The following is a 24,931-nucleotide window of genomic DNA, read 5'->3' on the forward strand; positions in this document are numbered from 1 at the left end:
TTAACAAGTAGCCAGAATATTGTTATGAAATCACCCTCAAAAAAGGCTCCGACAATTGGACTCGTGGAAGTACCCGCCCTGGGGCTATATGACGAAGATGGACATAACTGGACGGCATTGTATAGACGCAACACTCTCCTGAGTAAGCAGGTTTTAATGGCTGACCTGCAAGCGGGTGGTTTCGATGCCCAATTGGTCAATCTCAAAGATGGCGATTGTCAAGAACCCTTTGGAGATGTGACCTGGAAAGGCATGAATCTGACCAAAGCTTATGTGGGGCGGAAGATTGCGGATATTGACCCAGAAGCCCATGATGCTTGGGGAGTTACCGTTAACTACACCCAAGAACGCCAGGTAACCTGTATGACGATTGCCCATCTAGCGCGTAAAGGAAAACCCGTTGTCGTCGGTGGTTCTGACGCCATTGCTGAACCGGAACATTACCTGAAAGCGGGTGCAACAGCCATCGTTACTGATAAATCGGGTGCAGCCAATTGGCCGATTTTTGACTATGTAGTCGGAACAACTCCACGAGAAGATCTCACGGGTGTGATCTTCGCCGATGGCCGTTCCTATCGAACCCGGACTAAAGCCATGAGTCCCGATGAGTGGGCAATCCCATCGGTGGACGTCGCCCGGCAATGTTTGGGTCAAGAATACTCAGAAGAACCTTTTATCGAAGACCTTGTACCCATTGGCTCGGTCTATCCTGATATTGGGTGCGATCGAAAATGTGACTTTTGCCAAACACCAACTTACACATCAGGCTATCGGCGGATGTCACCGGAAACCACCCTCAAATGGGTTGCACGTCAGAAGGAAGCCGGGGCTAAATGTACTGTCATGGGTTCCGATCAATTTCTCGGTAGAGTGTTGTTCCCCGGCGGACGAGAGGAAGTTCTGGAAATTACCAAAGGCGCAAGAGAAATGGAAATGCCTCTGTTATGGCCTAATGGTTTGGAACTGAGAAAAGCGACTTTAGGCAAAGGACGCAACTACGATCATACAGACCTCTCACCGGACGAAGAATTGATCGAAGCCCTCTGGGGATGGGATGGCAAAGTGGGCGGTTTTCTGGGTTATATTCCCGCCGAACGTCCGGTTTTTGGCCGAGAATCCTATGCCAAGCTTTTGCCTTGGCAACAGCATTGTGAGATGATGCAAACGATCGTTCGAGTCGGTCTTCCCGTGATTGTCTATGGTTTAATCATTGGCTTTCCCGATGATAACCATGACAGTTTATTGCGTCTTGAGGAAGCCGTTTTAGAACTGCATCAACAACTCCGAGAAATTAACCCTGACCTTGAATTTCAAGTCGCTTCTTATTCTATTTCCCCCATACCCGGAACACCGCAAGGAGAAACGATTCGCAAATCGGGTTTATTGCGTTTTGATGATCCCTCAATTATTGGTGGGTTCTGGACGCCCAGTTGTGACACCCACCACCTCAGCTATGAAGATATTTCGGAGTGGCAATTTCGCTTGGCTAAAATCGGTAAAGCCGAATCTAAATTGATTAACTATCATGGAGGACTGACCAAACTATCAACCGTCAGTAAATCCGGTAATTCTTGATTAGTTAACTTTGATACAATCTGATCAAGATATAGCAAGTCTAAATGTTTTGTGATCAAAACCTGTAGGGGTTGGGTCTTCTAACCCTCTTGGCATCTGGGTTGGAAGACCCAACCCCTACCTTCAAATATTACAATCTCCGTCTCGAAGGCGCGGATTGCTATATCTTAATAAAAGAGATAAACAATGATATTATCTAATCCCAGAAATCTAAACACCCTATACAACAATGAGACCCAATCCTATCCCCCCACAACCTGGTCAAGAATCCGTTTGGGATTATCCCCGTCCCGCTTGTTTAGAAGACACGAATAAACATCTAAAGGTAATTTGTAAGGGGATTATTTTAGCCGAAACCAACAGAGGGAAAAGAGTTTTAGAAACCAGTCATCCTCCGACCTATTACTTTCCCCCAGAAGACATTAAATTAGAACATCTAATTGTAACGCCAAAAAAAGGGTTATGTGAATGGAAAGGGCAATATCAATATTACGATGTCAGCATCGGTGATCAATATATAAATCATGCTGCATGGCGATATTTTGACCCAACCTCCGATTTTGTAGACATTGCAGAATACTACGGTTTTATTGCCTGTTTAATGGATGCTTGCTATGTTAACGATGAGCTAGTAACCCCTCAATCCGGGGACTTTTATGGGGGATGGATTACGGCGGATATTGTGGGGCCGTTTAAAGGTGGCCCAGATACATGGGGATGGTAAGTCATGAAAATTGAAGTCCTTAAAATAGATGATTTAACCATTCATGAACATCATCTCGATATTATTTACAGTGCCGATAAATTTCGATTTTCTACTAAAGTTTTTTATCATGATGTCTGCTTTTCGGCACTGATAGAAAAGTATTCTCAACCCTTAATAGAACGCATTGCTGCCCATATTGCCTTATTTGAAGGCATGAAATTCTGTTCCTTATTTCCCCAATATTACGATATTTCCAAAATCTCCTCCCATCTGGAAAAGCCGGTTTTAGATTTATTTGTCAAAATATATCAAGGCGTATTTGGTCAACATTGGTATGAAAACAATGTCACAGATTATCAACAGCCTGAAATTATCTATTCACAAGAGATAGGAGAAAGTCATCCGGTTTCGATTTTAGGGGATAATCATACAATTCTTACAGGTTGTGGGGGCGGTAAAGATAGTATTTTAGCGATGAAAATGTTGCAAGAAGCAGATATTCCTTTCGCTTCTATGCAATATTCCCATAGTGTTTATGGCAAAGCCAATTTACAACACAATTTAATTGCTCAAGTATTGGAAAATGTTCAACCCATTAAAAGCCATAAAATCTCAATTTTTGATGATTTCGTTGACTTTCCCTTTCTCCAACTCTATTTTCCCGAAAATTCAGGAATTACCGCCCCAGAAACCCCAGTTTCTATCTTTGAATCCTTAATTTTAATGCTAGATGGAGGATACAATTATTTATGTCTAGCCCATGAAAAAAGTGCTAACACAGGGAATCTGTTTTGGTCAGAAATTGGACAAGAAGTTAATCATCAATGGGGTAAAAGTCTGGAAGCTGAACAAATTTTAGATCAATTTGTTCGAGATTATCTTTTATCGGATCTTAAATATTTCAGCATTTTACAACCTATTTACGACTTCCGAATCTTTCAAAACTTAAGCAAATATCCCGAAGTTATTTCTACAATCCATTCCTGTAATATCCAAAAACCTTGGTGTAAAACCTGCCCTAAATGTGCTTATGTTTGGTTAGGATTAATGGCTTTTTGTCAACCGGAGCAGGTTGATGCTGTGTTTCAATCCAACTTGTTTGATGATGAAGATTTATTACCCACATTCCGAGAAATGTTAGGGTTATCAACCCATACTCCTTTTGAATGTATTGGCGAAATCGATGAAAGCCGTTTGCTGATGAAAAAATGTTTCGAGAAAGGTTTATCAGGTAAAGCGTTGGAAATATTTACTCAAGAAATTCTTTCAGACACTTCTATAGATTGGCAGACCCTAGAACAAAAATATAACTTTGTTTATTCAAAAGAACACGCCATTCCCGATCAGCTTTTTGATCAACTAAAAGGCAATTTCTAAAGAATAAAAAATCAATAATTTGCACTGGTTCAACCCAAAAGCCTTTATTTTTTTGATCAAAAAAGCATGAGTGATCCTAAACCCAAAATTCGTATCGAACATCTGATCAAGATCTATGGAGAGAATTGTGGTGCTGCCCTGAAGCTGTTTTCCCAGGGAGCCAGCCGAGAAGCTATCTTACAGGCCACAGGTCAGGTTCTCGGTATTGCCGATGTATCTTTGACCATTAACCCCGGCGAAATTTTTGTGGTGATGGGTTTGTCCGGTTCTGGTAAATCGACTCTGATTCGTTGTATTAATCGTTTGATTGCCCCAACCCGGGGACACATTTATATTGATGATGAGGATATTGCTTATATAGATGAAAAACGAATTCGTCAAATTCGCCTCACTAAAGTATCGATGGTATTTCAGCATTTTGGGTTATTTCCCCATCGAACTGTCGTGAATAACGTAGAATACGGGCTAAAGTTACTGGGAATGAGTAAAACCCAACGTCGGAGAAAAGCGTTGGCGACCTTGGAAGTGGTTGGGCTGGCTCCATGGGCAGACTATCGACCCTCGGCTCTGAGTGGGGGAATGCAGCAAAGGGTGGGGCTGGCTCGTGCTTTGGCAACGGATGCCGAGATTTTGCTGATGGATGAACCGTTTAGTGCCCTCGATCCCTTAACTCGTAGAGAGATGCAGAATGAATTATTACGACTTCAGAAAGAGTTGAATAAAACCATAGTTTTTATTACTCACGACACTCCCGAAGCCTTAAAATTAGGCGATCGGATTGCGGTGATGAAAGAGGGGGTGATTGTTCAACTGGGGACACCACAAGAACTGTTAAATCAACCGACTAATGACTATATCCGTGATTTTATTCAAGATGTTAATCGAGGGCAAATCCTCAAAGCAGGCACGATTGCCCGTCCAACTATTTGTCTAATTCTCGGTCAAGAGTTAGATCAAGTCGCACTCCAACAGATACAAAACCAAAACCTCCAGCGAATTTATATACTCAATCCTGACCAAGAACCGATAGGTTTTATTGATCCACAACAGCTTGATCTGGAAATTCAGCAAGACCTTAAAGACATTACCAATCAATTGATACAAACCAACTTTTCCCAGGTGAAAGCAACCGCTCCTTTAGAAGATATTTTTCACCTTTACCGCAACGAACCAAGCCTAGTTGTGGTTGATGAAACCGGAAAGTTTCAGGGAGTTTTAGAACAGGCAGATGTCCTTGCTAGTCTTAGTCGGTTTGGCGAAGTTTTTGACCCCCAAAAAGAACCCCTCAGCATCAATATTACAGGAGAAAATCTATGATTAAAAAACGCCTGAAACAATCAACTTTGCTAGTTCTGGCCACTCTATTTCTGATCGGTTTAATCAGTTTTTCCTCCCGCGCCCAAACAACAACCGATTCTGCTTTGTCTGGAAAAACAGTAACTGTTCGTTCAGGGACAAGCGATTGGATTGAGGATCGGTTTCAAACTGAGATTGTTAATATCGGCTTGGAGAGACTCGGTTACAAAACAGCACCACTGGTATCGGTGGCATATCCAGCCCTGTATACCGCCGTCGCTAATGGTGATTTAGATATTGCTCCCGTCTTTGGAGACCCCGGACATAATGAATTTTATCAAAATGCTGGCGGTGAAAAAAAGTTGGAGAAAGTCGGTCTACTTTTTCCTCTGATACAGGGCTATCAGATTGATAAAAAGACTGCCGACAAATATGGAATTACTAACTTACAACAATTTCAAGATCCAAAAATTGCCCAGCTATTTGATAGCGATGGAGATGGCAAAGCCGATCTGGTTGGTTGTGATCCCGGTTGGAGTTGTGAGTTAGAAATAGAACATCAAATGGATGCTTACAAACTGCGGGATACGGTGGAAATCAATCAGGGAAATTATACTGCCTTAATTGCCGATGCCTTAACTCGTTACAAACAAGGAAAACCGTTTTTTTCCTATGTTTATAGTCCTTTCTGGCTCGGTCAGGTGCTGAAGGTCGATCAAGATGTTATTTGGTTAGAAGTTCCTTTTACCACCTCTAATATTGGAAATCTTACCGCCCAAGATACATCTGTCAATGGGAAAAATCTGGGGATGGTTCTGGGTAAATATCGAGTGATTGCTAACCGGAAATTTTTAGCCGCCCATCCATCGGTTAAACATTTCTTGGAACGGGTTAAAATTCCTTATGAAGATATGATTCAGGAAAGCTATCGGATTAAAAAGGGTGAAGATAAACCCCAAGATATTCGTCGTCATGCGGAAGAATGGGTGAGGCAAAATCAAGACCTTTTTGATGGGTGGTTAGCCCAAATCAATCAGACCAGCAACCAGCTAGGGGAAAAACCCTCAAGTATAATAAACAATACTACTAACAAAAGTTTAGAAGGACTGAATATCTTACTAAATCCCTTCGGGCTTTACACCATTCCACTAGATAAGTGGATTACAGGCGGCATTAATTTCCTGGTAGACAACTTTCGTCCCTTTTTCCAATCTTTTCGTATTCCTATTAATTGGTTACTAACAGAAGTTCGCGGTTTATTGTTGGCTATTCCCCCTCTGATTTCTCTACTTTTAATTAGCTTGATGACCTGGAAAATTGCCGGAAAAGGTTTGGGCATTTATAGCCTGCTTGCCCTAACGTTAATTGGTTTTGTTGGGCTGTGGGAAGCCGCGATGATTTCCCTTGCCCTAGTGGTTACGGCGGTTATATTTTGTATCATAGTCGGCATTCCCTTGGGTGTAGCCTGTGCGCGGAGCGATCGCTTTGAGCAAGCCTTTAGACCCCTGCTCGATGCCATGCAAACCCTGCCCACTTTTGTCTATCTGGTTCCCGTCGTCATGCTCTTTGGGATTGGAGAAGTTCCGGGGGTAATTGCTACAATTATCTACGCCCTTCCCCCCTTAATTCGCTTCACGAATTTGGGCATTCGACAAGTCTCAACCGAAGTGGTGGAGGCGGCCTATGCTTTTGGTTCAACCCCCGGACAAATTCTGTGGGAAGTGCAAATTCCTCTAGCCATACCAACGATTCTGGCGGGAGTGAATCAAACGGTGTTGTTTGCTTTGGGAATGTCGGTAATTGCTTCGATGATTGCAGTTCCGGGACTGGGTTTAACGGTATTACAAGGAATGGGGCGTTTGGATGTGGGGATGGCGGCAGTGGGAGGACTCGCAATTGTTTTGTTGGCAATCCTGCTTGACCGGATTACTCAAGCTATAGTAAAGACCAATAACTCTTGAGATCTCTATTCTGTAGTGTTCAAAGAGCGGTTACCTCTGATATTGAACCGATGCGATCGCTTTCCTCCGAAACATAATAAGCCTGAATTAGTGTGTATAAATCAGTATCTCTTTCTAATAAACAGGCATGACCGCTATCGGGTAAAACCACCATTTGAGAATTAGGTAAAGTTTGGGTTAAAAATCGAGCTTCTAATACCGAAGGTAATAATCTATCCGCACCACTGGCAATCACTAAAACCGGAATATTAACTCGATTTAGCTCGGATTCAGTGGGTTGAAATAATCGTAATAATTCTAATCGCCAAACTGAAGTTTTTTGAGGAATGGACTTCATTGCCATTAATAAAGCTTGACGTTCTGAGGCTTCAATCCGTCCTAAAGCGGCTAAAAAAGGCAATAAAACGACAACAGAACTGGGATAAAACCAATCGGGAACCCATTGGGTTAAATAGGAACCCCATTGTAACCAAGGTTGTTGTTTAATCGATGATGCGGGATTAACTAAAATTAAACGACTAAACCAATGGGGGGCAAAAATTGCCACTAATAAAGCTAAACATCCCCCAAAGGATTCTCCACATAAATAAATTTCCCGTTTGGGGTTGGTTTTACGTTCTATTTCAATTAAATCTATGGTTTTTTTAACTAAGGTTTCCCAGTCCGATTGATCGGTTTGGGGAATGGTTAAACAACGAATTTCAAACCCATCCATTAACCGAGGAATTTGAACTGTGAATAGTTGACCTGTTCCATCCATTCCAGGGAAAAATAGGAATAGGGGCAAATCGGGTCTGGGGGCAGTGGGTTTAAGAAAATTCAAGGTATTTTAGGTGAGTCTGGTTAATATTCCCCGTTGTTGCGCTTCAGCGCCATCTTAGAGGTGCTCAAGTGTAACAACAAACCTTAGTATATTGTCTTTCTTTGTTGCTGCTAAGGCTGTTAAGATTGCGCTGAAGCGCAACAACGGCAACAACGGTTGCTAGATATTTTGTAACAGAATTTCGGGACAAGTCCGTTTCATTAAACCCGTGAGGACGTTTCCAGGGCCAATTTCTACAACTTGTGCCACCCCTAATGTTGATAATTGTAAACAAATTTCTCGCCATCGCACAGAACCCGTCATTTGTTGGGTGAGGCGTTGTTTTAATAGCGTTGCATCGGTGGTCGGTGTGGGATCAACATTGGATATAACCGGAATTTGGGCATTATTAAAGGAAATTCCGTCTAAAATCTGTTGAAATTGTGTGGCAGATTCCTGCATTAAGGGGGAGTGAAATGCACCGGAAACGTTTAATTTTACCGCCCGTTTGACTTTAATATTAGCTAAGACTTGATCAACCGCTTCTGGGGTTCCAGAAATTACCACCTGGGCGGTACTATTATCATTTGCCAGAACAATATTGGGGGTTTGTTGAATTTGTTGATCCAGTTGTTCTCGATCAAACCCAATTAACGCTGCCATTTGTCCCCCCGCCGCACTACTCATTAATTCAGCGCGACATTGAACTAATTTTAAACCCGTTTCAAAATCAAAGACTCCCGCCGCATACAAAGCCACATATTCCCCCAAGCTATGACCCGCGACATAATCGGGAGATTGTCCTTGTTGTTTTAACTGATCAACTAGTAGGCTTTCAAGGACATATAAACTAGGTTGAGTATATAAAGTTTGAGATATTTTATCTTCGGGATGTTGACAAATTTCAGGAACAGACCAACCCAGAATTTTTTCAGCTAATTTTAATCGTTCTTGATGTTCAGACTGTTCAAATAAATTCGATCCCATGCCAATTTTTTGTGAACCCTGACCCGGAAAAATCCATGCTGTTGTTGTCATTTTTATTAGTTAATTGTCAATTGTCAATTGTCAATGGTTAATGGTTAATTGAGGACGCTCCCCCTGCCTCCCCTGCCTCCCCTGCCTCCCCTGCCTCCCCTGCCTCCCCTGCCTCCCCTGCCTCCCCTGCTCCCCCTGCTCCCAGTACCCTTATCTCCCCCATTCAAACAAAGCCGCCCCCCAGGTTAATCCTGCGCCAAAACCGGAGGTCATAATCCGATCGCCCGGTTTAATTTTTCCCTCTCGCACCGCTTCATCAAGAGCTAAGGGAATCGAAGCCGCAGAAGTATTACCATATTTTGCTAAATTACTAATCACCTTTTCATGGGGAATATTTAATCGTTCTGCGACCGCATTTAAGATGCGTTGATTGGCTTGATGCAGAATTAACCAATCAATTTGATCAACGGTTAAATTTGCCCTAAATAATGCTTTTTCAATGACTTCTGGAACCTTTTTAACCGCAAATTTATAGATTTCTTGACCATTCATCGTAATCGGATGATAGGTGCCTTGACCAATGGTAACACCGGGTACTATTTCCAGGGGTTGGGGTTGATAAGATAAATTTAAAGACTGATTTTGTCTGCCATCACTTCTAATTTCAAACCCTAAAAAGCGATCGCGTTCATCCGCTTGTAAAACCACCGCCCCGGCTCCGTCCCCAAATAAAATACAGGTTCTGCGATCCGACCAATCAACCCAACGAGAGAGGACATCCGCCCCAATTAAAAGAACATTTTGATAAACTCCAGTGCGAATAAATTGGGAGGCGGTGACTAACCCAAACACAAATCCCGAACAGGCCGCCGTCATATCAAAAGCCACCGCTTTAGTTGCACCTAGTTGAAATTGAATAAAACTGGCACTACCAAACAAATCATCGGCCGTTGATGTGGCTAAGATAATCAAATCAATATCCACCGGGTCAATGGCCGCCATGGCGATCGCATTTTGAGCCGCCGCTATTGCTAATTGACTCAACGAGGTATCAGAATCAGCTAAACGTCGTTGAGAAATTCCGGTGCGGGAAGTAATCCATTCATCGGAGGTTTCGACCCGTTGAGAGAGTCCATAATTATCAAGTAAAACCGAGGGTGTAGCCGATCCGCAACCCGTAATTGCAATGCCTGTTGTTATCATTGATGCTCTGTTCTTTGTCTTGATCTTAAAAATAGCGAGCAGTAACCAGGAAAAAGCTGAAAACAAGAACATTTTGCTGTTTTATAGCAGTCGTGGAAACACGGTTAGAACATGGACTAATGCCCAAACCGATAGGCTGCATCCAGTGTTCCGGTGTTCCCTATTCCCTGAAATAGAGATTAACCACTGATCACCTTTTCATCCGGTTGCGGGTGTTTTTGATATTGGGATTGAATCCTTTCTAGGACTTGGTTATCGATCGCTTCTTTTGCCAAACGAACCGCATTCGCAATCGTTGCCGCTTTAGAAGATCCATGACTAATAATGCAAACCCCCGCCACCCCAAGGAGTAAGGCGCCCCCATGTTCAACATGATCCACCCGTTGTTTAAACCGCATTAAACTGGGTTTGAGCAGAGTAGTCCCTAATTTAGCCTGTAATCCCGATGTTAATTCCTCCTTGAGCATTTGTAAAACTGCTTCTCCCACTCCTTCGGCAAATTTCAAAAGCACATTCCCCACGAAACCATCGCAGACAATCACATCAAATTTCCCCGTTAGGACATCCCGCCCTTCGGCGTTTCCGGCAAAGGCAATTTCAGGATGATTTTCTAGGAGTTGATAGGTGCGAATGGCTAGATCATTCCCTTTACAGGATTCTTCACCAATATTGAGTAACCCCACTTTGGGTTCAGATGTTCCCAGAACATAACGACTGTAAATCGTTCCCATCACGGCAAACTGTTCTAAAAATTTAGGGCGACAATCGACATTTGCCCCCACATCTAACACCAGAACAGGGGAGTCGGGCCTCATGGTGGGTAAAACGGCTCCGATCGCCGGACGATCAATCCCCGGCAGACGTCCTAAACGCAACAGGGCTGAGGCCATGGCTGCACCGGAATGACCCGCCGAGACGACGGCATCGGCTTTTTTTTGCTTAACTAGATTCATAGCCACGTTAATTGAAGCTTTGGGTTTGCGTTTTAACGCACCCAAGGCTTCTTCGTGCATTTCGATCGTGCCTTCAGCCGGAATAATTTGAGACAGAGGGAGCTTGCTATGGTGGTGTTTGAGGGCTGCTTCAATTTGATCGGGGTCGCCAACCAAAAAGACTTCCACATCCCATTTTTCCTGGGCCATTAGCGCTCCAGCAACGATTTCGGCGGGAGCATGATCTCCGCCCATAGCGTCAATTGCAATTCGTGCGCGAGTTGAACTCATTGACCAACTTTTGAGAAACCTTCAGGATTTTACCAAAAAAACGGCTCTAAAGCCCTGTCTTTTCCTCGCTTGGGGGATGGCTTTTTAATTGGCGTGATCAAGTCAATCTTGATCTGGCACTGGTACGATCAATCTTGGTTTGTTTGATAGTGTTTAGCGATTTACAATGATTGATATTCTGAGTTCGGGATTAGTTAGTGTTTGGTTGCAAATGGCGGGGATGGATCGGGCGGGACTCAATACTTCTGTATTGGAGAATTTGGAAACGGAGTTATCCCAGGTGGTGTTTCCCCAACAGCCTGATCCCGTGGCGGAAGCGGTGGTGCAGCAATATTTGAATCGGTTAGCGGCTAAGGGACTTTCTAAGGATGTCCAAGGGGTTTGGGTTCAGTCAAGTTGGGTTCCTTTGGCAAAGAATTCCGGGACTACACCCCTGCCTGCGGCTTCTCTAACGAAGATAGCCACTTCTTTGGCGTGTTTACAGGTTTTTCCCCCTGAACATCGGTTTGAGACGATTCTAGGGGTGACTGGGCCGATTGTTGGGGGGGTGGTACAGGGGGATTTAGTAGTTACGGGAAACGGTGATCCGTTTTTTATTTGGGAAGAAGCGATCGCTTTGGGAAATAGTTTAAATCAAATGGGAATTCGTGGGGTCGCGGGGAATTTAATTATTACGGATCGTTTTTATATGAATTATGAAGTTGAGCCGCTGAAAGTGGGTCAATTATTAAAAGAGGCATTCAATTCTCAATCTTGGAAGGAAGAAATTATTGGTCAGCATTCTCGGATGGCACCCGGAACAGCTAAACCTCAAGTTGTGATTTCAGGAAATATTATTGCTCAACCTGGGGCGGTAAATTCAACCCCAATTATTCGTCATCAGTCTTTGGCTTTAGTTGAAATTATCAAACAAATGAATATTTATAGTAATAATCTCATGGCTGAAATTTTAGCTGCCAATATAGGCGGGGCTGCGAATGTTAGACAATTAGCATCACAAGCGGCGGGAGTTCCTATCGATGAAATTCGGTTAATTAATGGTTCGGGTTTAGAACCGGAAAATCAAATTTCTCCCAGGGCAGTTGTAGGAATGTTTATGGCCTTAGCCCGATATTTACAAGATACTAATATTACCGTTGCTGATTTATTTCCGATTGCCGGGATAGACACTCAAGGTACATTAGAAGATCGCAAAATTCCCGTTTCTACTCCAGTGAAAACTGGAACTTTATCGGATGTGAGTGCGTTAGCGGGTGTTCTACCAACCCGTGACCGAGGTTTAGTTTGGTTTGCTATTATTAATCGGGGAACGGATTTAGATGGGTTAAGGGCGGATCAGGATTTATTATTACAGCAATTGGTGAGTAAATGGGGTTCTCCTGATAGCTTGCCCGAATTAATTCAACCTCATATTGATGGTCGTCGTCCGGGGATTGGTGATCCAAATCGCAATCAGATTTTAGTACAAACGCCTTGATTTTTCCTCGTTCCAATGCTCTGCATTGGAATGCTAATTTTGAGGCTCTGCCTCAAATTATATCAGGAGGCAGAGCCTCCTTAATATCATTTCTAGGTAGAACCTAGAAACGAGGGAAAAATCGTCCCAACGTATTCGGTAACATCTGTAAATCAATTAGGATTAATTTATTTCATAAACTTCCTATAAAAAATTTATAAGAAGTTTTTCCAATTTTCACCATACTTGATAAAAGCAGCTTTCCATCCACTCGGAGGAGGCCAATCTACACCTATTATTTCTAGGTCTTTTCTTGTCCATCCTCCTTTAGAAGTTTGCAAAGAATTAACTAATTTTTCTCTAGCTTCTGGAGTAATAGGAAGTTCTAATTTTTTTTGTTTTTCTACTAATTGTGAAGGAATTTTATCAGGATTTACTTTTTTAGTGTTTTCTGTCTCAGGATTTCTTGACCACGAATATAATCCTGTTTCTTGATCGAATGTAAAGTGAATTCCTTTAGCTTTTAACCGCTTGCGATGGCTATGGTTATAGACTCCAAAATAAACGCAAGTAAGATAAATATCTTTTAAATCATTCAAATATTGATTATCAACTATTTCTTCTGAGGGAATAATTTCAAAAACTTGGAAAACAAAATTTTCTTTGCCATACTTAATAACATCTTTAACTAGGTATCGATTGCCAGGATTGCCATTATTTTCAAAAGCACGAGCATGATTTTTATAAGCATTATATAAATTGGCTGTTTGACCGATATAAAATTTTTTTGTCAATTGATTAATAATTCCATAAATTCCGGGTTGACGAGGAATTTTGTGTTGAGGACTCATTGTTAAATAGCTTTAATCTATACCTACAAGAATAATAATAACTTAAAAAGTGGCTTTAGTGGGTTTAAACTGATCAGTATTGATTATGTAAAATGGTACATTTCTGTTAAATTCATTTCTTGCCTGGAGGATATAGAAAAAATTGAATCAATCTAATTATAGCAAAATAATTAAATTTTGTATCAAAAGACGTAAGGATTTTTCTAAAATATGCTAAACTTGTTTATATTGTGAATACTTATCTCTGATAGTATGGTATCCTCCTTAATAAATCTACCGTTAGAAAACGGTGATCAATTGACTCGGATTGAATTTGAACGTCGTTGTGCAGCGATGTCTGATGTAAAAAAAGCAGAATTAATTGAAGGAATTGTCTATATGGCGGCTGCATTACGTTACAAAAGTCATGGAAAACCCCATGCTTCTATTATGACTTGGTTGGGAACTTATGAAGCCGCAACACCAGGCGTCGGTTTAGCAGATAATACAACTGTTCGTCTGGATAATGATAATGAACTTCAACCGGATGCTTTATTAAGAATTGAACAGGGGGGACAATCTATAATTAGTGAAGATGATTATGTCGAAGGTGCGCCGGAATTAATTGTTGAAATTGCCGCTTCTAGTGCTTCTATTGACTATCATCAAAAGTTAAAGGTTTATCGTCGTAATCATGTCCAAGAATATTTAATTTGGCGAGTTTATGAACAACAATTAGACTGGTTTAGATTAAGAGAAGGACAATATATTAAACTTTTAGCAGATTCAGAAGGCATCCTAAAAAGTGAAATATTTCCGGGTTTATGGTTAGATGAACAATCATTATTAACTGGAAATATGGCGCAGGTTTTAACTATATTACAACAGGGAATTGCTACTGTTGATCATCAAGATTTCATTAAAAGTTAATCTAATAAAAAATAATTGCAGTGCGAATTTCCATCAAATTTTAGTACAAACCCTTGCACCGTCTTAATCAGATATTCTTAATTTTAATAGTAGTTATCCCACATCTAACAAGTTACTCACTGTAAAATGCCAATTCGAGTTCTCCTAGTTGAAGATTCCGCCGTTGCTTTAATTATTCTGAAACGAATTTTATCGACATCTCCAGACATTACTATTGTGGGAACTGCTCGAACAGGTAAGGAAGCATTAACATTAGTTCCCACTGTCCAACCGGATGTTGTTTGTACAGATTTTCATATGCCCCAAATGAACGGACTGGAATTTATCCAGGAAGTCATGGTACTTTATCCTCGTCCGATTTTGGTGATCAGCGCTTCGGTTCAATCCGATGATACTCAAAATGTTTTTCAACTGTTAAATGCTGGGGCCGTTGATGTGTTTCCTAAACCGAAAACGGGTTTAGCCTCCGATTATGAATTGATCGGACAGGAATTAATTCAAAAAATCAAAGTGCTTGCGGGTGTCAAAGTTTTTACTAAACATCGTAAATCCCAACCCAATGTCAGCAATAACTATTTGTCGATCACCTCACCTCCACTAATCAGTAAAACTCTTTTGTCCTCACCCCAGCCCAAAGTTGTAGTAGAACCCTCAAGGGTTTTCGGTGCATCTTCTCAAACAATTAAAATTCTGGCAATTGGTGCTTCTACGGGTGGCCCCCAAGCTTTACATACAATTTTGACACAATTTCCCAGTAATTTTCCCGTTCCTATTGTTTGTGTTCAGCATATTAGTGAAGGATTTCTGCCCGGGTTAGTCAGTTGGTTAAATGGGGAATGTCATTTATCCATTAAAATCGCCATGGTCGGTGAACTTCCCCAGGCGGGATCGGTTTATTTTGCCCCAGACGGACACCATTTAGAATTTAGCCATACGGGTCGCTTTGCCTATTCTAATGCCCCTCCACTGGCGGGTCATCGTCCGGCGGTGACAACTACTTTAAAGTCTGTTGCTGACTGTTATGGAGCCAGTGCGATGGGAGTTTTGTTAACCGGAATGGGCCGGGATGGAGCCGATGGAATGAAAGCTATTTCCGATCAGGGTGGATTAACGATTGCCCAAAATCAGGATAGTTGTGTAGTCTTTGGAATGCCCGCAGAGGCGATCGCTTTAGGGGCAGCCCAACATATTCTATCGGTCAATGATATTGCTCCTTTTATTCTTAATCGGGTGAAGGGGTTAATTTAAAGGCTATGGATGGTTGACTAAAAGTAATGTATTTTTGAATCAAGGACTAGAAAAATGAAGTTCAAGTTGGATTTAAAACCAGAAGTTAATCATCATAATCGGCTGTTAGAGCTATGCAAAATTGTGGGCTTAATTGGAGGACTTTCTTTAGTTAATTTTCCAGCTTTAGCGCAAATTAATCTGGCTATTTTGACGGATATTATTGGTAATAATAATCAAGTATTTATTGAAGATCAAGTGGCTGAAGTCAACGAAAAAGCGACATTAGGACAGGAAATTAGAACCGAAAAAGCCCGCGCTCAAATTGATTTTAATACGGGTGCTAATGGCAGAATGGGAGAAAATTCTAAGATTACGGTTGGTCAATGTGCGGAAGTCCAAGAAGGGGTTTTAATTGCTTCTGGCCCTGCTAATGGTTGTATTTTAGGGTTTGCCACCGGAGTTCAAGGGACAACTTATGTGTTAAATGTCGATAAAAATAATCAAACCAATGTTAGTACGGGAACGATTCGGGTTTTAGAAGGTAAAATTAAATTATTATCAAAAAATGATCTGAATAATCCTAACCCGCTCACTATTGAAGCCGGACAAAAAGTTTCCAGTTTAACGCCTGATTTAACCTTGTCCCAAATTTCGATTGAAAAAATGACGAAACAAGAATATGAGGCAATCATTATAGGGCCATTATTCCAAGGGTTTAAAACTCCTCTGCTCCATCAAGATAAAATTAACGATGTTTGTAAAGTCCTCTATGGTAACTGTCGCCAGGTAGGAGGAGAGAAACCAGTACGAGGGTTATGGTAAAAATCAGTCATCAGTTAACAGTAATCAGTTAACAGTTATCAGTTAACAGTTGTTAGTTAACAGTTAACTAACAACTGTTAACTGATTAATCCATTTCCTGTTGTAATACATTGGCGATCGCTTGTTTGGCTGTTTCGTTGAATTCTCGAATATTCACCCGATTTAATAATACAATTGCCAGAATCATACCAACAGCTTGTACCGCAAAAACTGAACCATAGGCTAGGAAAGGAACCTGAAATATTGCCCGTCCTAAATCTAAAATAGCTCCCCCTAAAACCGTGGCTAACCCCCGCGCCATGGCCTGTGCCAAACCCCAGGCTCCAATAAACGTTCCGGCGGTTTCAGCTAAGGTTAAATCTAACATTAAATTAATCGCCCCTGCCGTCAAAATACCCGAATTTAAACCAAACAATAATAACGCTCCTTTTAAAAATCCAGCATTAGCATAAAACCCCGCCACAATAAAAAACAATAAACAAATTGCGACTCCAACACACCCAATTTTGACCGTATTTTTTTTACCAAACCGAGGAATAATTAAAAATCCCGTTGAGGCAATCCCAATTAAAGTTCCGATGCCAAAAAACGCATTTAATTTGGTGGTTTCAGAGACACACATTCCAAACACTTCACCGCCATAGGGTTCTAATACAGCATCCTGCATAAATAAACTAACAGTCATCACCAATAAAAAGCTAAAAAATAATCCGGTTTGTCGGCTGGCGGTGAGAACTTTAAGGGCACGACTAAAGGTAATTTGATCTTCTCGTTCAACAATAATTGAGCGCAATTTGTAGCGAGAAAACTTGCGTTCAATACCAATTGTTGCCAGAAAAGATAAACCAATGACTATTAATGGGATAACAATAAATAACAGATTAACAGAGGTTTGTAATTGGGTTAAATTTGTAGTGGTTGGTGTGGTGATGGGATTATCAACTAAAAGATCTGCACCACAGAGTTCGGGACGATGGAGAATTTTAGAACTAATAATCGCCCCAATCACAATTCCTACCATTAGCATTGACCAAACAATACTGACTAATTTAGAGCGATTATTTTCATCGGAAATATCAAATAATAGGGCAGTAAAGGGGGTGGAACTCGCGCTTAAAGCTAAACCATATCCGGCAAAAATTAATGCCAATAAACCCGCCCATAAATAGGCAATTCCAGTGAATCCATTGCTTTGAATACTTGCACCTAATGGCCAAACTACTTGCAGGGCTAAAAATGCCATACTGGTAAATAAAATTAACCCAATCCAAACATAACTACTGCGATGATATCCCCATAGGGGTTTTGCATCGGACATCTGACCAAACCATACCCTAGCAGGAGAAACAAATTGGTGCATAGCGATCGCCCCTGCTGCCACCAGCGCCGGAACTTTTAACTCATCAATCATGATCCGGTTAATTACCCCCAGGGTCAACAAAGACATAATCCCTAACCCCATTTGAAACAGACCTAACCGAAACATGGTCAATACGTTAATCGAAGGTAGGGGTTGAGCATTCGGGGTATCGGTAGAGGGCAATTGATCCGAGGAATCACTACTTTTCATAGAATATGAGTTGGTACAACAAAAGGGGAAAACTAATCTTTGACAATTCCGATTAAAGTTTAGACAAAACTCTAATCTAAGATTATAATGGAACGGATTCTTCTTTAGACCGTTTAAGGGAATTTATGGCTATTTCTCCGATTCACAAGACCTTAGAGATCAGAAGATGTGCCATAAATTTATTATCTGATAGTCGCGATCTAGGGAAAGTAATGATAGAATTGTTCCGTGGGATTATCTCGCGTTACCTTAACATTTTATGTTAAGTTGGTAGACTATTTTCTGAGAAAAAACGGGTTGTATCTACTTCATAAAAGCCACTATAAATATCATTAAAAAATGACTCACAAAACAGAAAAAGCACTGTTTCTTATCGGTGGATTAAGCGATGATGATCTACATTGGGTTGTCCATAAAGCCAAGGTAGAAAAAATTCCCCCCGGGGAAAGGCTAATTTATGAAGGCCGTCCGATTAATGCGTTATATTTTGTATTAAGTGGATTGTTAAGTGTGGTGATCGGTACGAATGAAGATCGAGAATTAGCCCAAATTACAAAGGGGGAAGTGGTGGGAGAAATTTCTTTTATTGATAGTCGGCCTCCTTTGGCAACGGTTAAAGCCTTAGAAACTACTCGGGTTTTAGCTATTTCTCGATTTGAACTTAATAGTAAAATACACAGTGATTCTAAATTTGCTGCCCGATTTTATCAAGGTTTATCCCTGTGTTTAGCTAGTCGGATGCGAGGAACAATTCGGCGTTTGGGTTACGAAGATCTGATGGAATATGAACCGGAACCCGATGAATTAAGTTCACAAACACAGGAATTTCTAGCCCTAGCTCAAGCGAAGTTTAACTGGTTGGTTCAAAGTTTTAAATAAAAGGAATAGGAATTACTGATTTAATTTGATACAGAGGCGATTAGTGATTCTCTGTCACCATAATCCACTTCCAAAGCGGATGACTTGGCCCCTGTTTCAAGATTTTAAAAATCTGCTGTTCTAAACGTTTTTGATAGGCAGGAGAAACCCCGAATAAAATGTTACGACTATGCCAAACTAATGTGGCTGTTGTTGTACCAATACATAACCCTAAACCCATCGCCGCAAAACGGTTATAGGCTAAACCATAGCGCACCGCACTCCAGGTAAAATAGATTTGCCAAAGGGCGATTTCTTCCCGCAGTCCCCACAAACTTAAGGGTGCAACGGTTATCCACAAAAGTCCAATTACCAGCCATCGCGTGCCAACGGTAATTTGATGTAATTTTTGTACTTGATTCTTAAACTTTGAATCATCCGGCGCAGGATTTTGTTCCATTTATGGCTCCTATTTTAAATTGATGAATCAAATTGTTGAGCATAAAATTGAGCATAGCGATCGCCTTTTTCTAAGAGATCTTGATGGGTTCCTGATTCCACAATTTTACCCTGTTCTAAGACAAGAATGCGAGTCGCCCGTCTGACGGTGGCTAAACGGTGGGCAATAATAAATACGGTTCGATCCTGCATTAATCGTTCTAAGGCTTCTTGAACTAGGGCTTCTGACTCGGAATCTAAGGCGGATGTGGCTTCATCTAAGATTAAAATTCTAGGGTCTAATAATACGGCTCTGGCGATCGCAATTCGTTGTCTTTGTCCCCCCGATAAATTAACGCCCCTTTCCCCCACTAGGGTTTGATATCCATTAGGAAACTGCATAATAAAGGCATGGGCATTAGCAATTTTAGCGGCATTTTCCACGTCGTTTAATTCATAATAGGATTGACCAAAGGCAATATTTTGGGCGATAGTTCCTGAGAATAAAGTAATATCTTGGGGGACAATGCCAATTTGTCGGCGGAGGCTTTTTAAGGTGACATCCTGAATATCAATATCATCAATTTTAATGGTTCCTGATTGGCGATCATAAAATCGAGGTAATAGGGTTACTAAAGTCGTTTTTCCGGCTCCTGATGGCCCCACTAAGGCGACCATTTCCCCCGATTTAACGAATAGATTCAAATTTTCTAAAACAGGTTTATTCTCCTCTGAGCTTTGGGAAAAATCGGTTTTAGGATAGGTAAAACTTACGTTAGCATATTCAACTTTTCCGGTGACATGGGGTAAAACAAAAGCATCGGGTTTTTCTAAAACCGTCGGTTGTACGTCTAATAGTTCAAAAATGCGATCGCACGAAGCCTGACCCTGTTTAAAATCACTATAATTACTGGTAGTTAATGAGATCGGATCAATTAATAATGCTACCGCCGCAATATAGCTAATAAATCCCCCTCCCGTTAAATTCCCTTGGGAAATTTGCCATCCCCCCAAAAAGAATAATAAAATCACACTCATGGCTTCTAAAAAGCCCACGACTACAAATTGTAAAGCCTTAATTTGTTCGGCTAAATATTTAGCTTTGCGGTTTTGTTCGGCTTCAAGACTAAAGCGATGAATTTCATATTCTTCGGCGGCAAAGGCTTGGACTAAGCGAATACCACTAAAGACTTCCGTTAATAAAGAGGCTAAATTAGAAACTCGGTTTTGACTATGGCGAGTAAAGGTTAATAATTTTTCCCCAAACCAACCAATTAAGACCGCCATAAATGGGGCTATAATTAGAGTTGCTAAGGTTAATTGCCAGTTGAGATAAATCATATATCCCAAAACCACAATTAACTGCAAAATACAGGGAATAAATTGATGAAAAAATTTATTAATCACTTCCCCAATGCGGTCAATATCTTCCGTGAGGCGATAGGAAAGATCCCCGGTTTTGGCGGTTTCAAAATACCCAATATTCAGTTGTTGTAAATGACGATAAACTTGTTTTCTTAATTCTAAAGAAATCGTGAGGGCGGCTCTCGCCATTAGGGTATCTTGACCATATTGTACCGTTCCTCGGACGAAGAAAACCACCGCAGCTACTCCTGCTAATTGAGCAATAGCGTTCACATCTCCCCTAGCAATATAACCCGCCATTTGTCCGGCTAACCAGGCTAATAACGGCCAAAATACGGTAAACGCAATCGTACAAATTAAGGCTTTAGTAATCGTTTGACCTTGGGTACGAATATAGGGAATTAATTTTTTGTAACTAGAGGGTTGTTTCTGTTTCAAGTTGCGATCGCCAAAATACTTTTTTTAACTTATCATATTTTGGCACAACATTTTCATAATTTTATTTAAAGCTGACCCGCCTGAAAAATCTGCGAAGCAGTTAAACTTAATTCTGGAAAAATTAGCGATTCAATCCGTTGATGGTCTCGAAATTGTTGGACTTGATACTCTCCTTCCCTAAGCTGGTAGACAGAAAGAGTCGGTTGTTTGGGATTACCAATAAATCGTCTTCCCCCCAGCCCCAAATAATCCACAATCCAGTATTCATCAATCCCCAAGATTTCATATTCTTCTAGTTTTAACGCATAATCATCACTCCAATTAGTTGAAACTACCTCCACAACTAAAGGGATGGAATTACCTTGAGTAATAATCGATTCTTTTTCCCAGCGAGAATTATTATTAACCCGTTTTTCATCAATAATAATCAAATCTGGTTCATACCCAGACTGATCACGGACAGATTTAATCACACATTCTTTAGGAATGAAATAGGGAAGTTGGAGCCGTCTGATTTCAAAGTTAAGTTCAGCTATCAAAAAACCAGCAATTCGTGAATGTTTGCCCGTGGGTTTAGGCATTTCTATAATAGCTCCATTATGTAATTCATAGTGACATCCTGAACTTTCTGGATACCAATTAATAAACTCATCAAAGGTTACGGTTTTGGGGATAGCTTGAATCATAGAAAAACCTCATCTCGAAAAAGATTTATTTATCGTAGGGGTTTGGTCTCTAAACCCAACGCCGAATAGGGTTTGGAGACCAAACCCCTACAGTTTTTTAAACTCAATTAGGATTGTTATATTGATTATAAATTGCCCAAATTGCCATCGCCCTTAAATAGTGACTGGCGCGAAAAGTTCCGGCGGCGGTTATGGCTTCGGGGGTACGAAATTGTAAGCCATTATCATAAATTTGTTTAACCACAACTTCGGTTAATTCCCAGGCTTCGGCTTCCATTCCCATTTGCAGAAAAAAGGCAGCTAAACCAAAATTAATTCCTGTCCAAACTTCTAAGGGATGAGTATCTTTGGGATTAACCGCTTCTCCATTGGGTCTAACCCCGTTGGCGGCTCCAAATTGTCCGTTATGAAACTTTTTAAAACAGGAATTATAAACGGTTTTTAAGGCGGAAATCGTACAATCTGGCGGAACAATATCGGGTAATCCTAATAGTTTAGCATAAAATTGACCACAGAGTTGATCAGTCATTACCACATCGGAACCGCTCCCACTATCTAAACGATAATATTCACCATTCCAGAGGGTTTTTTGATACAAGGGTTTTGCCGTTTCTAACCATGTTTTATAGATAGGAATAACCGTATTAGGATGGGGTGTAACCGCTTCTTTTTCTAAGAGTCTTCCCATGGCAATCATGGCTTCTAATGCCGCTAACCATAAGCCCCCACAATAAGCACTAATTCCCTGTAATTTCCAATCATCAAAAGTTTGATCCGGTGCGCCACTATTTTCGGGAATTGAATCTTGATCTAAATCAAAAGTTTTGAGATAATTGAGGGTTTCAACCATTGCTGGCCAACAATCGCTTAAAAACTCAAAATCCGTTGCCCCTGTTAATAGAAAATCTCGATAAACTTGTAGTACAAAATCACAGGGTAAATCCTTCCATAAATTACAATCTTGATAACTGGTGTAGTTTGTTTTCTCCCAGGGATGTTCATTGGGCGCACCTAAATCATGGGGGGTTGCACCTGCGGCTTTTCTAATAGCTGAAGCCTGATTATAACCAATAATTCGGGGGGTATCATCCCCTTGAGAAACAGCCCGGGCATAGGCAATTAAGATAGATTTTTCCAACTCCGGCCACAACATTAATAGAGAAAATGATCCGTATAATCGCACATCTAAACTTTCATACCAGCGATAATCTAAACATTCTAAAACCCCAAATTGTCCCATGGGATCTCGCTCATCCGCCGCGCTCCAAATTGCGCCCCCATCGGTGAGTAAATATAACTCATTAAATAGTGCCATTTTAAACCAATTCGGTAAATCTTGACGCTGTAAAATGGGGTTTTGCCATGCTTGAATATTTTCTCGCCAGGTGTCAGAATGTTTCATCGCTGTACGAATCATTGACCAAGCATTGCGACCATTCCGACCAAAAAAGTCAGTATAACGACGATAATAATTAACTCCCGATGCAAATTGAGTAATCGGTAAATCCCAAGCTAAATAAAAGGGAATCTTTCTGGTTTTCCCTGGTCTAATGGTAAATTTAACCGCTAAAGCCACCGCAATTCGTTCGCCTTCTTTGGCGGGTTGATCACTTTCTTGATCTAAAAGTGTGCCATCTTCTGAGAAACATTGCCAAATATCTTCCCCATTTCCGGTCGAATTCCAACGGGTTTGATCATACACTTCAACGGCGGGATTTGTAATCGTTGCGATCGCAATTTGTCCGTCTCCTTCTTGGATTTCTTCATTGACACTGAGGCGAGTCATCAAACACCCAATCCGATGAAAGTCTTCAACTAAATGATTACAACATCCGACACTATTTCCCCAATTTGGTTCATATTCATATACCGGACTTCCATCATCTCTAACCTTTACTTCAGGACTGGATAAAGTATTAGTAAACCAGCCAATAGTATTTTCCCAAGTTAATAATATACTTAAGGTAATCGGTTCATCCGTGGGGTTGTGGGCAGTCCATTCAAAAATTGCGATCGGATAACTACTTTCTTGATAATTTTTTGCCCAAACGGGAGAGAATTGTTCACAAGTTAATTGGGCGGAAAAGACATTTTCATAGACAAACCAACTGCGAGGATATAAAGCATGATAGGTTCCCGTTGGTTCTCCAGAATTTGTGGTTTTAGGATACCAATTCCAAGCCGATAAACTACCATCTTCTGGGGATTCTGTTGATAAGGAATATGCTTTTTTCTGACCGTTTATTTCTTCATAAACGCTAAATTGACAAGCGGGAAGTGTCTGAAAAATATGTTCTCCCCCGTCCAAATGCCAAAGGTTAAAATCCCCCCGAGAAGACCTCCCAATACAACCTGCACCCAACCCCCCCAGAGGCATTCCGTGCCAAGGGCCATCATCTAAATTACTGGCGTAGCGGACGGTATACGGTTTTTCCCACCCTAAACCAATGGGGCGACTCCAAGTAGACTCAGGAATATTGTTAATCGGGCTAGAATGGGTCATAGGGTTAAGGGATAATGCTATTTTAATAAAACTAAATTCCCCGGTTGGGATGTTTTGAATTTTCTCACAATTAAGTTGAATAAGCAAGGGTAATTTTATTCCCGCAGTCTTTTTGTATGATAAAAAATCCATAATTCTGCTAGATAATAAAATAGAATAATCCCAATTAAACTGGCATTCAAATCAATGATACTGAAGGTACGATGGGGTAAATGAATTTGTGAAATTTCTTCAGCAATGGTTATCAGGGTTAATAAAAACGGCCCTAGGGGAATGAAAATCCGATCAATTACAATCTTTTTTCCTCCCAAGGCTAAATGGCTTAAAAAAGAGGCTATTCCATATAAAATAAAATGTCCATAAATATCATAATTAGGAATTTTCCCTAATAAATCGTAGGGTAAATTTCCCCCATTGGCTGTAATTACGATTAAAAATAATAACATAAAATAGAGAAGAAAGGCAACTTGCCAAGGTTTTTTAGCGGGTTTTTTCATGGTTTTAAAAGTTGTGATTGGGTGATTAGACCTTATTCCCAAGATATAAGGGCTAACACCTAACAACAATTCCTACTTCATTACTTCCGTAAATTTCGGAATATAATCCTATCCGTAGGGGTAATTCATGAATTATTCCTACGGATGTAGCAGTTTTCAATAGGTTATAATGTTTGATTGTAGGGGT

At 40.8% G+C, this 24,931-nt stretch carries 21 protein-coding genes; 10 read left to right on the forward strand and 11 right to left on the reverse strand.

Annotation, left to right across the window (positions count from 1 at the left end; translation table 11 throughout):
• The first annotated feature begins 24 nt into the window (after positions 1 to 24).
• The 5 genes from AC2D3N_RS05565 (at position 25) to proX (ending at position 6,915) form a co-directional block, all read left to right on the forward strand.
• Positions 25 to 1,575, forward strand: a complete 1,551-nt coding sequence (locus AC2D3N_RS05565) for a radical SAM protein (protein WP_484693040.1) — start codon at positions 25 to 27, stop codon at positions 1,573 to 1,575.
• A 229-nt stretch (positions 1,576 to 1,804) separates the two neighbouring features.
• Positions 1,805 to 2,299: a DUF427 domain-containing protein gene (locus AC2D3N_RS05570; RefSeq protein WP_484693041.1), complete on the forward strand. Its 495-nt coding sequence runs from the start codon at positions 1,805 to 1,807 to the stop codon at positions 2,297 to 2,299.
• A gap of 3 nt (positions 2,300 to 2,302) precedes the next feature.
• Positions 2,303 to 3,658 (forward strand): MurL C-terminal domain-containing protein, encoded by a 1,356-nt coding sequence (locus AC2D3N_RS05575; protein WP_484693042.1) that lies wholly within the window; start codon positions 2,303 to 2,305, stop codon positions 3,656 to 3,658.
• A 66-nt stretch (positions 3,659 to 3,724) separates the two neighbouring features.
• Entirely contained in the window at positions 3,725 to 4,975 is a 1,251-nt protein-coding gene (locus AC2D3N_RS05580; protein WP_484693043.1) for a quaternary amine ABC transporter ATP-binding protein, read from the forward strand.
• Positions 4,972 to 6,915, forward strand: a complete 1,944-nt coding sequence (gene proX, locus AC2D3N_RS05585) for a glycine betaine/L-proline ABC transporter substrate-binding protein ProX (RefSeq protein ID WP_484693044.1) — start codon at positions 4,972 to 4,974, stop codon at positions 6,913 to 6,915. The genes AC2D3N_RS05580 and proX overlap by 4 nt, the downstream gene beginning before the upstream one ends.
• A 19-nt stretch (positions 6,916 to 6,934) precedes the next feature.
• Here the strand turns inward: proX and AC2D3N_RS05590 are convergent, their stop codons facing one another.
• The 4 genes from AC2D3N_RS05590 to plsX all read right to left on the reverse strand — a co-directional run bounded on the left by AC2D3N_RS05590 (position 6,935) and on the right by plsX (position 11,121).
• On the reverse strand, positions 6,935 to 7,738 hold the full coding sequence (locus AC2D3N_RS05590) for an alpha/beta fold hydrolase (protein ID WP_484693045.1): 804 nt from the start codon (positions 7,736 to 7,738) through the stop codon (positions 6,935 to 6,937).
• A 159-nt stretch (positions 7,739 to 7,897) separates the two neighbouring features.
• Positions 7,898 to 8,755 carry an ACP S-malonyltransferase gene (gene fabD / locus AC2D3N_RS05595; protein WP_079679196.1) on the reverse strand — a complete coding sequence of 286 codons (858 nt, stop codon included), beginning with the start codon at positions 8,753 to 8,755 and terminating at the stop codon, positions 7,898 to 7,900.
• Positions 8,756 to 8,905: 150 nt separating this feature from the next.
• On the reverse strand, positions 8,906 to 9,898 hold the full coding sequence (locus AC2D3N_RS05600; RefSeq protein ID WP_079679197.1) for a beta-ketoacyl-ACP synthase III: 993 nt from the start codon (positions 9,896 to 9,898) through the stop codon (positions 8,906 to 8,908).
• Positions 9,899 to 10,077: 179 nt separating this feature from the next.
• The gene (gene plsX, locus AC2D3N_RS05605) at positions 10,078 to 11,121 is read right to left on the reverse strand and encodes a phosphate acyltransferase PlsX (protein WP_079679201.1); all 1,044 of its coding nucleotides are present in this window, start codon (positions 11,119 to 11,121) and stop codon (positions 10,078 to 10,080) included.
• Between the two features lie 166 nt (positions 11,122 to 11,287).
• On the opposite strand from plsX, the gene AC2D3N_RS05610 reads away from it, so the two are divergent.
• On the forward strand, positions 11,288 to 12,598 hold the full coding sequence (locus tag AC2D3N_RS05610) for a D-alanyl-D-alanine carboxypeptidase (RefSeq protein ID WP_484693046.1): 1,311 nt from the start codon (positions 11,288 to 11,290) through the stop codon (positions 12,596 to 12,598).
• 194 nt (positions 12,599 to 12,792) lie between these two features.
• On the opposite strand, the gene AC2D3N_RS05615 is transcribed toward AC2D3N_RS05610, so the two are convergent.
• On the reverse strand, positions 12,793 to 13,428 hold the full coding sequence (locus AC2D3N_RS05615) for a GIY-YIG nuclease family protein (RefSeq protein WP_079679204.1): 636 nt from the start codon (positions 13,426 to 13,428) through the stop codon (positions 12,793 to 12,795).
• Between the two features lie 252 nt (positions 13,429 to 13,680).
• Here AC2D3N_RS05615 and AC2D3N_RS05620 point away from each other — a divergent pair, with 252 nt between their 5' ends.
• The 3 genes from AC2D3N_RS05620 (at position 13,681) to AC2D3N_RS05630 (ending at position 16,389) form a co-directional block, all read left to right on the forward strand.
• Positions 13,681 to 14,337 (forward strand): Uma2 family endonuclease, encoded by a 657-nt coding sequence (locus AC2D3N_RS05620; protein ID WP_079679205.1) that lies wholly within the window; start codon positions 13,681 to 13,683, stop codon positions 14,335 to 14,337.
• A gap of 126 nt (positions 14,338 to 14,463) precedes the next feature.
• Complete coding sequence (gene cheB, locus AC2D3N_RS05625) at positions 14,464 to 15,585, forward strand: chemotaxis-specific protein-glutamate methyltransferase CheB (RefSeq protein WP_079679207.1); 1,122 nt, start codon at positions 14,464 to 14,466, stop codon at positions 15,583 to 15,585.
• A gap of 54 nt (positions 15,586 to 15,639) precedes the next feature.
• Positions 15,640 to 16,389 carry a hypothetical protein gene (locus AC2D3N_RS05630; RefSeq protein ID WP_484693047.1) on the forward strand — a complete coding sequence of 250 codons (750 nt, stop codon included), beginning with the start codon at positions 15,640 to 15,642 and terminating at the stop codon, positions 16,387 to 16,389.
• Positions 16,390 to 16,474: 85 nt separating this feature from the next.
• On the opposite strand, the gene AC2D3N_RS05635 is transcribed toward AC2D3N_RS05630, so the two are convergent.
• A complete protein-coding gene (locus tag AC2D3N_RS05635; protein WP_484693048.1) occupies positions 16,475 to 17,959 on the reverse strand; it encodes a BCD family MFS transporter in 1,485 nt (494 codons plus the stop codon).
• 339 nt (positions 17,960 to 18,298) lie between these two features.
• Between AC2D3N_RS05635 and AC2D3N_RS05640 the strand changes: the two genes are divergently transcribed.
• A complete protein-coding gene (locus AC2D3N_RS05640; RefSeq protein WP_079679212.1) occupies positions 18,299 to 18,838 on the forward strand; it encodes a cyclic nucleotide-binding domain-containing protein in 540 nt (179 codons plus the stop codon).
• A gap of 40 nt (positions 18,839 to 18,878) precedes the next feature.
• Here AC2D3N_RS05640 and AC2D3N_RS05645 read toward each other — a convergent pair whose 3' ends face one another.
• The 5 genes from AC2D3N_RS05645 to AC2D3N_RS05665 form a co-directional block, all read right to left on the reverse strand.
• On the reverse strand, positions 18,879 to 19,277 hold the full coding sequence (locus AC2D3N_RS05645) for a hypothetical protein (RefSeq protein WP_079679213.1): 399 nt from the start codon (positions 19,275 to 19,277) through the stop codon (positions 18,879 to 18,881).
• Positions 19,278 to 19,291: 14 nt separating this feature from the next.
• Positions 19,292 to 21,058 carry an ABC transporter ATP-binding protein gene (locus tag AC2D3N_RS05650; RefSeq protein ID WP_079679215.1) on the reverse strand — a complete coding sequence of 589 codons (1,767 nt, stop codon included), beginning with the start codon at positions 21,056 to 21,058 and terminating at the stop codon, positions 19,292 to 19,294.
• 65 nt (positions 21,059 to 21,123) lie between these two features.
• Positions 21,124 to 21,744 carry a Uma2 family endonuclease gene (locus AC2D3N_RS05655; protein ID WP_484693049.1) on the reverse strand — a complete coding sequence of 207 codons (621 nt, stop codon included), beginning with the start codon at positions 21,742 to 21,744 and terminating at the stop codon, positions 21,124 to 21,126.
• Between the two features lie 103 nt (positions 21,745 to 21,847).
• Complete coding sequence (locus AC2D3N_RS05660) at positions 21,848 to 24,247, reverse strand: GH116 family glycosyl hydrolase (protein WP_484693050.1); 2,400 nt, start codon at positions 24,245 to 24,247, stop codon at positions 21,848 to 21,850.
• Positions 24,248 to 24,342: 95 nt separating this feature from the next.
• Positions 24,343 to 24,744, reverse strand: a complete 402-nt coding sequence (locus tag AC2D3N_RS05665; protein ID WP_484693051.1) for a VanZ family protein — start codon at positions 24,742 to 24,744, stop codon at positions 24,343 to 24,345.
• Positions 24,745 to 24,931: the final 187 nt, after the last annotated feature.

It is taken from the genome of Planktothrix sp. PLAVEN19ND (assembly GCF_057220675.1).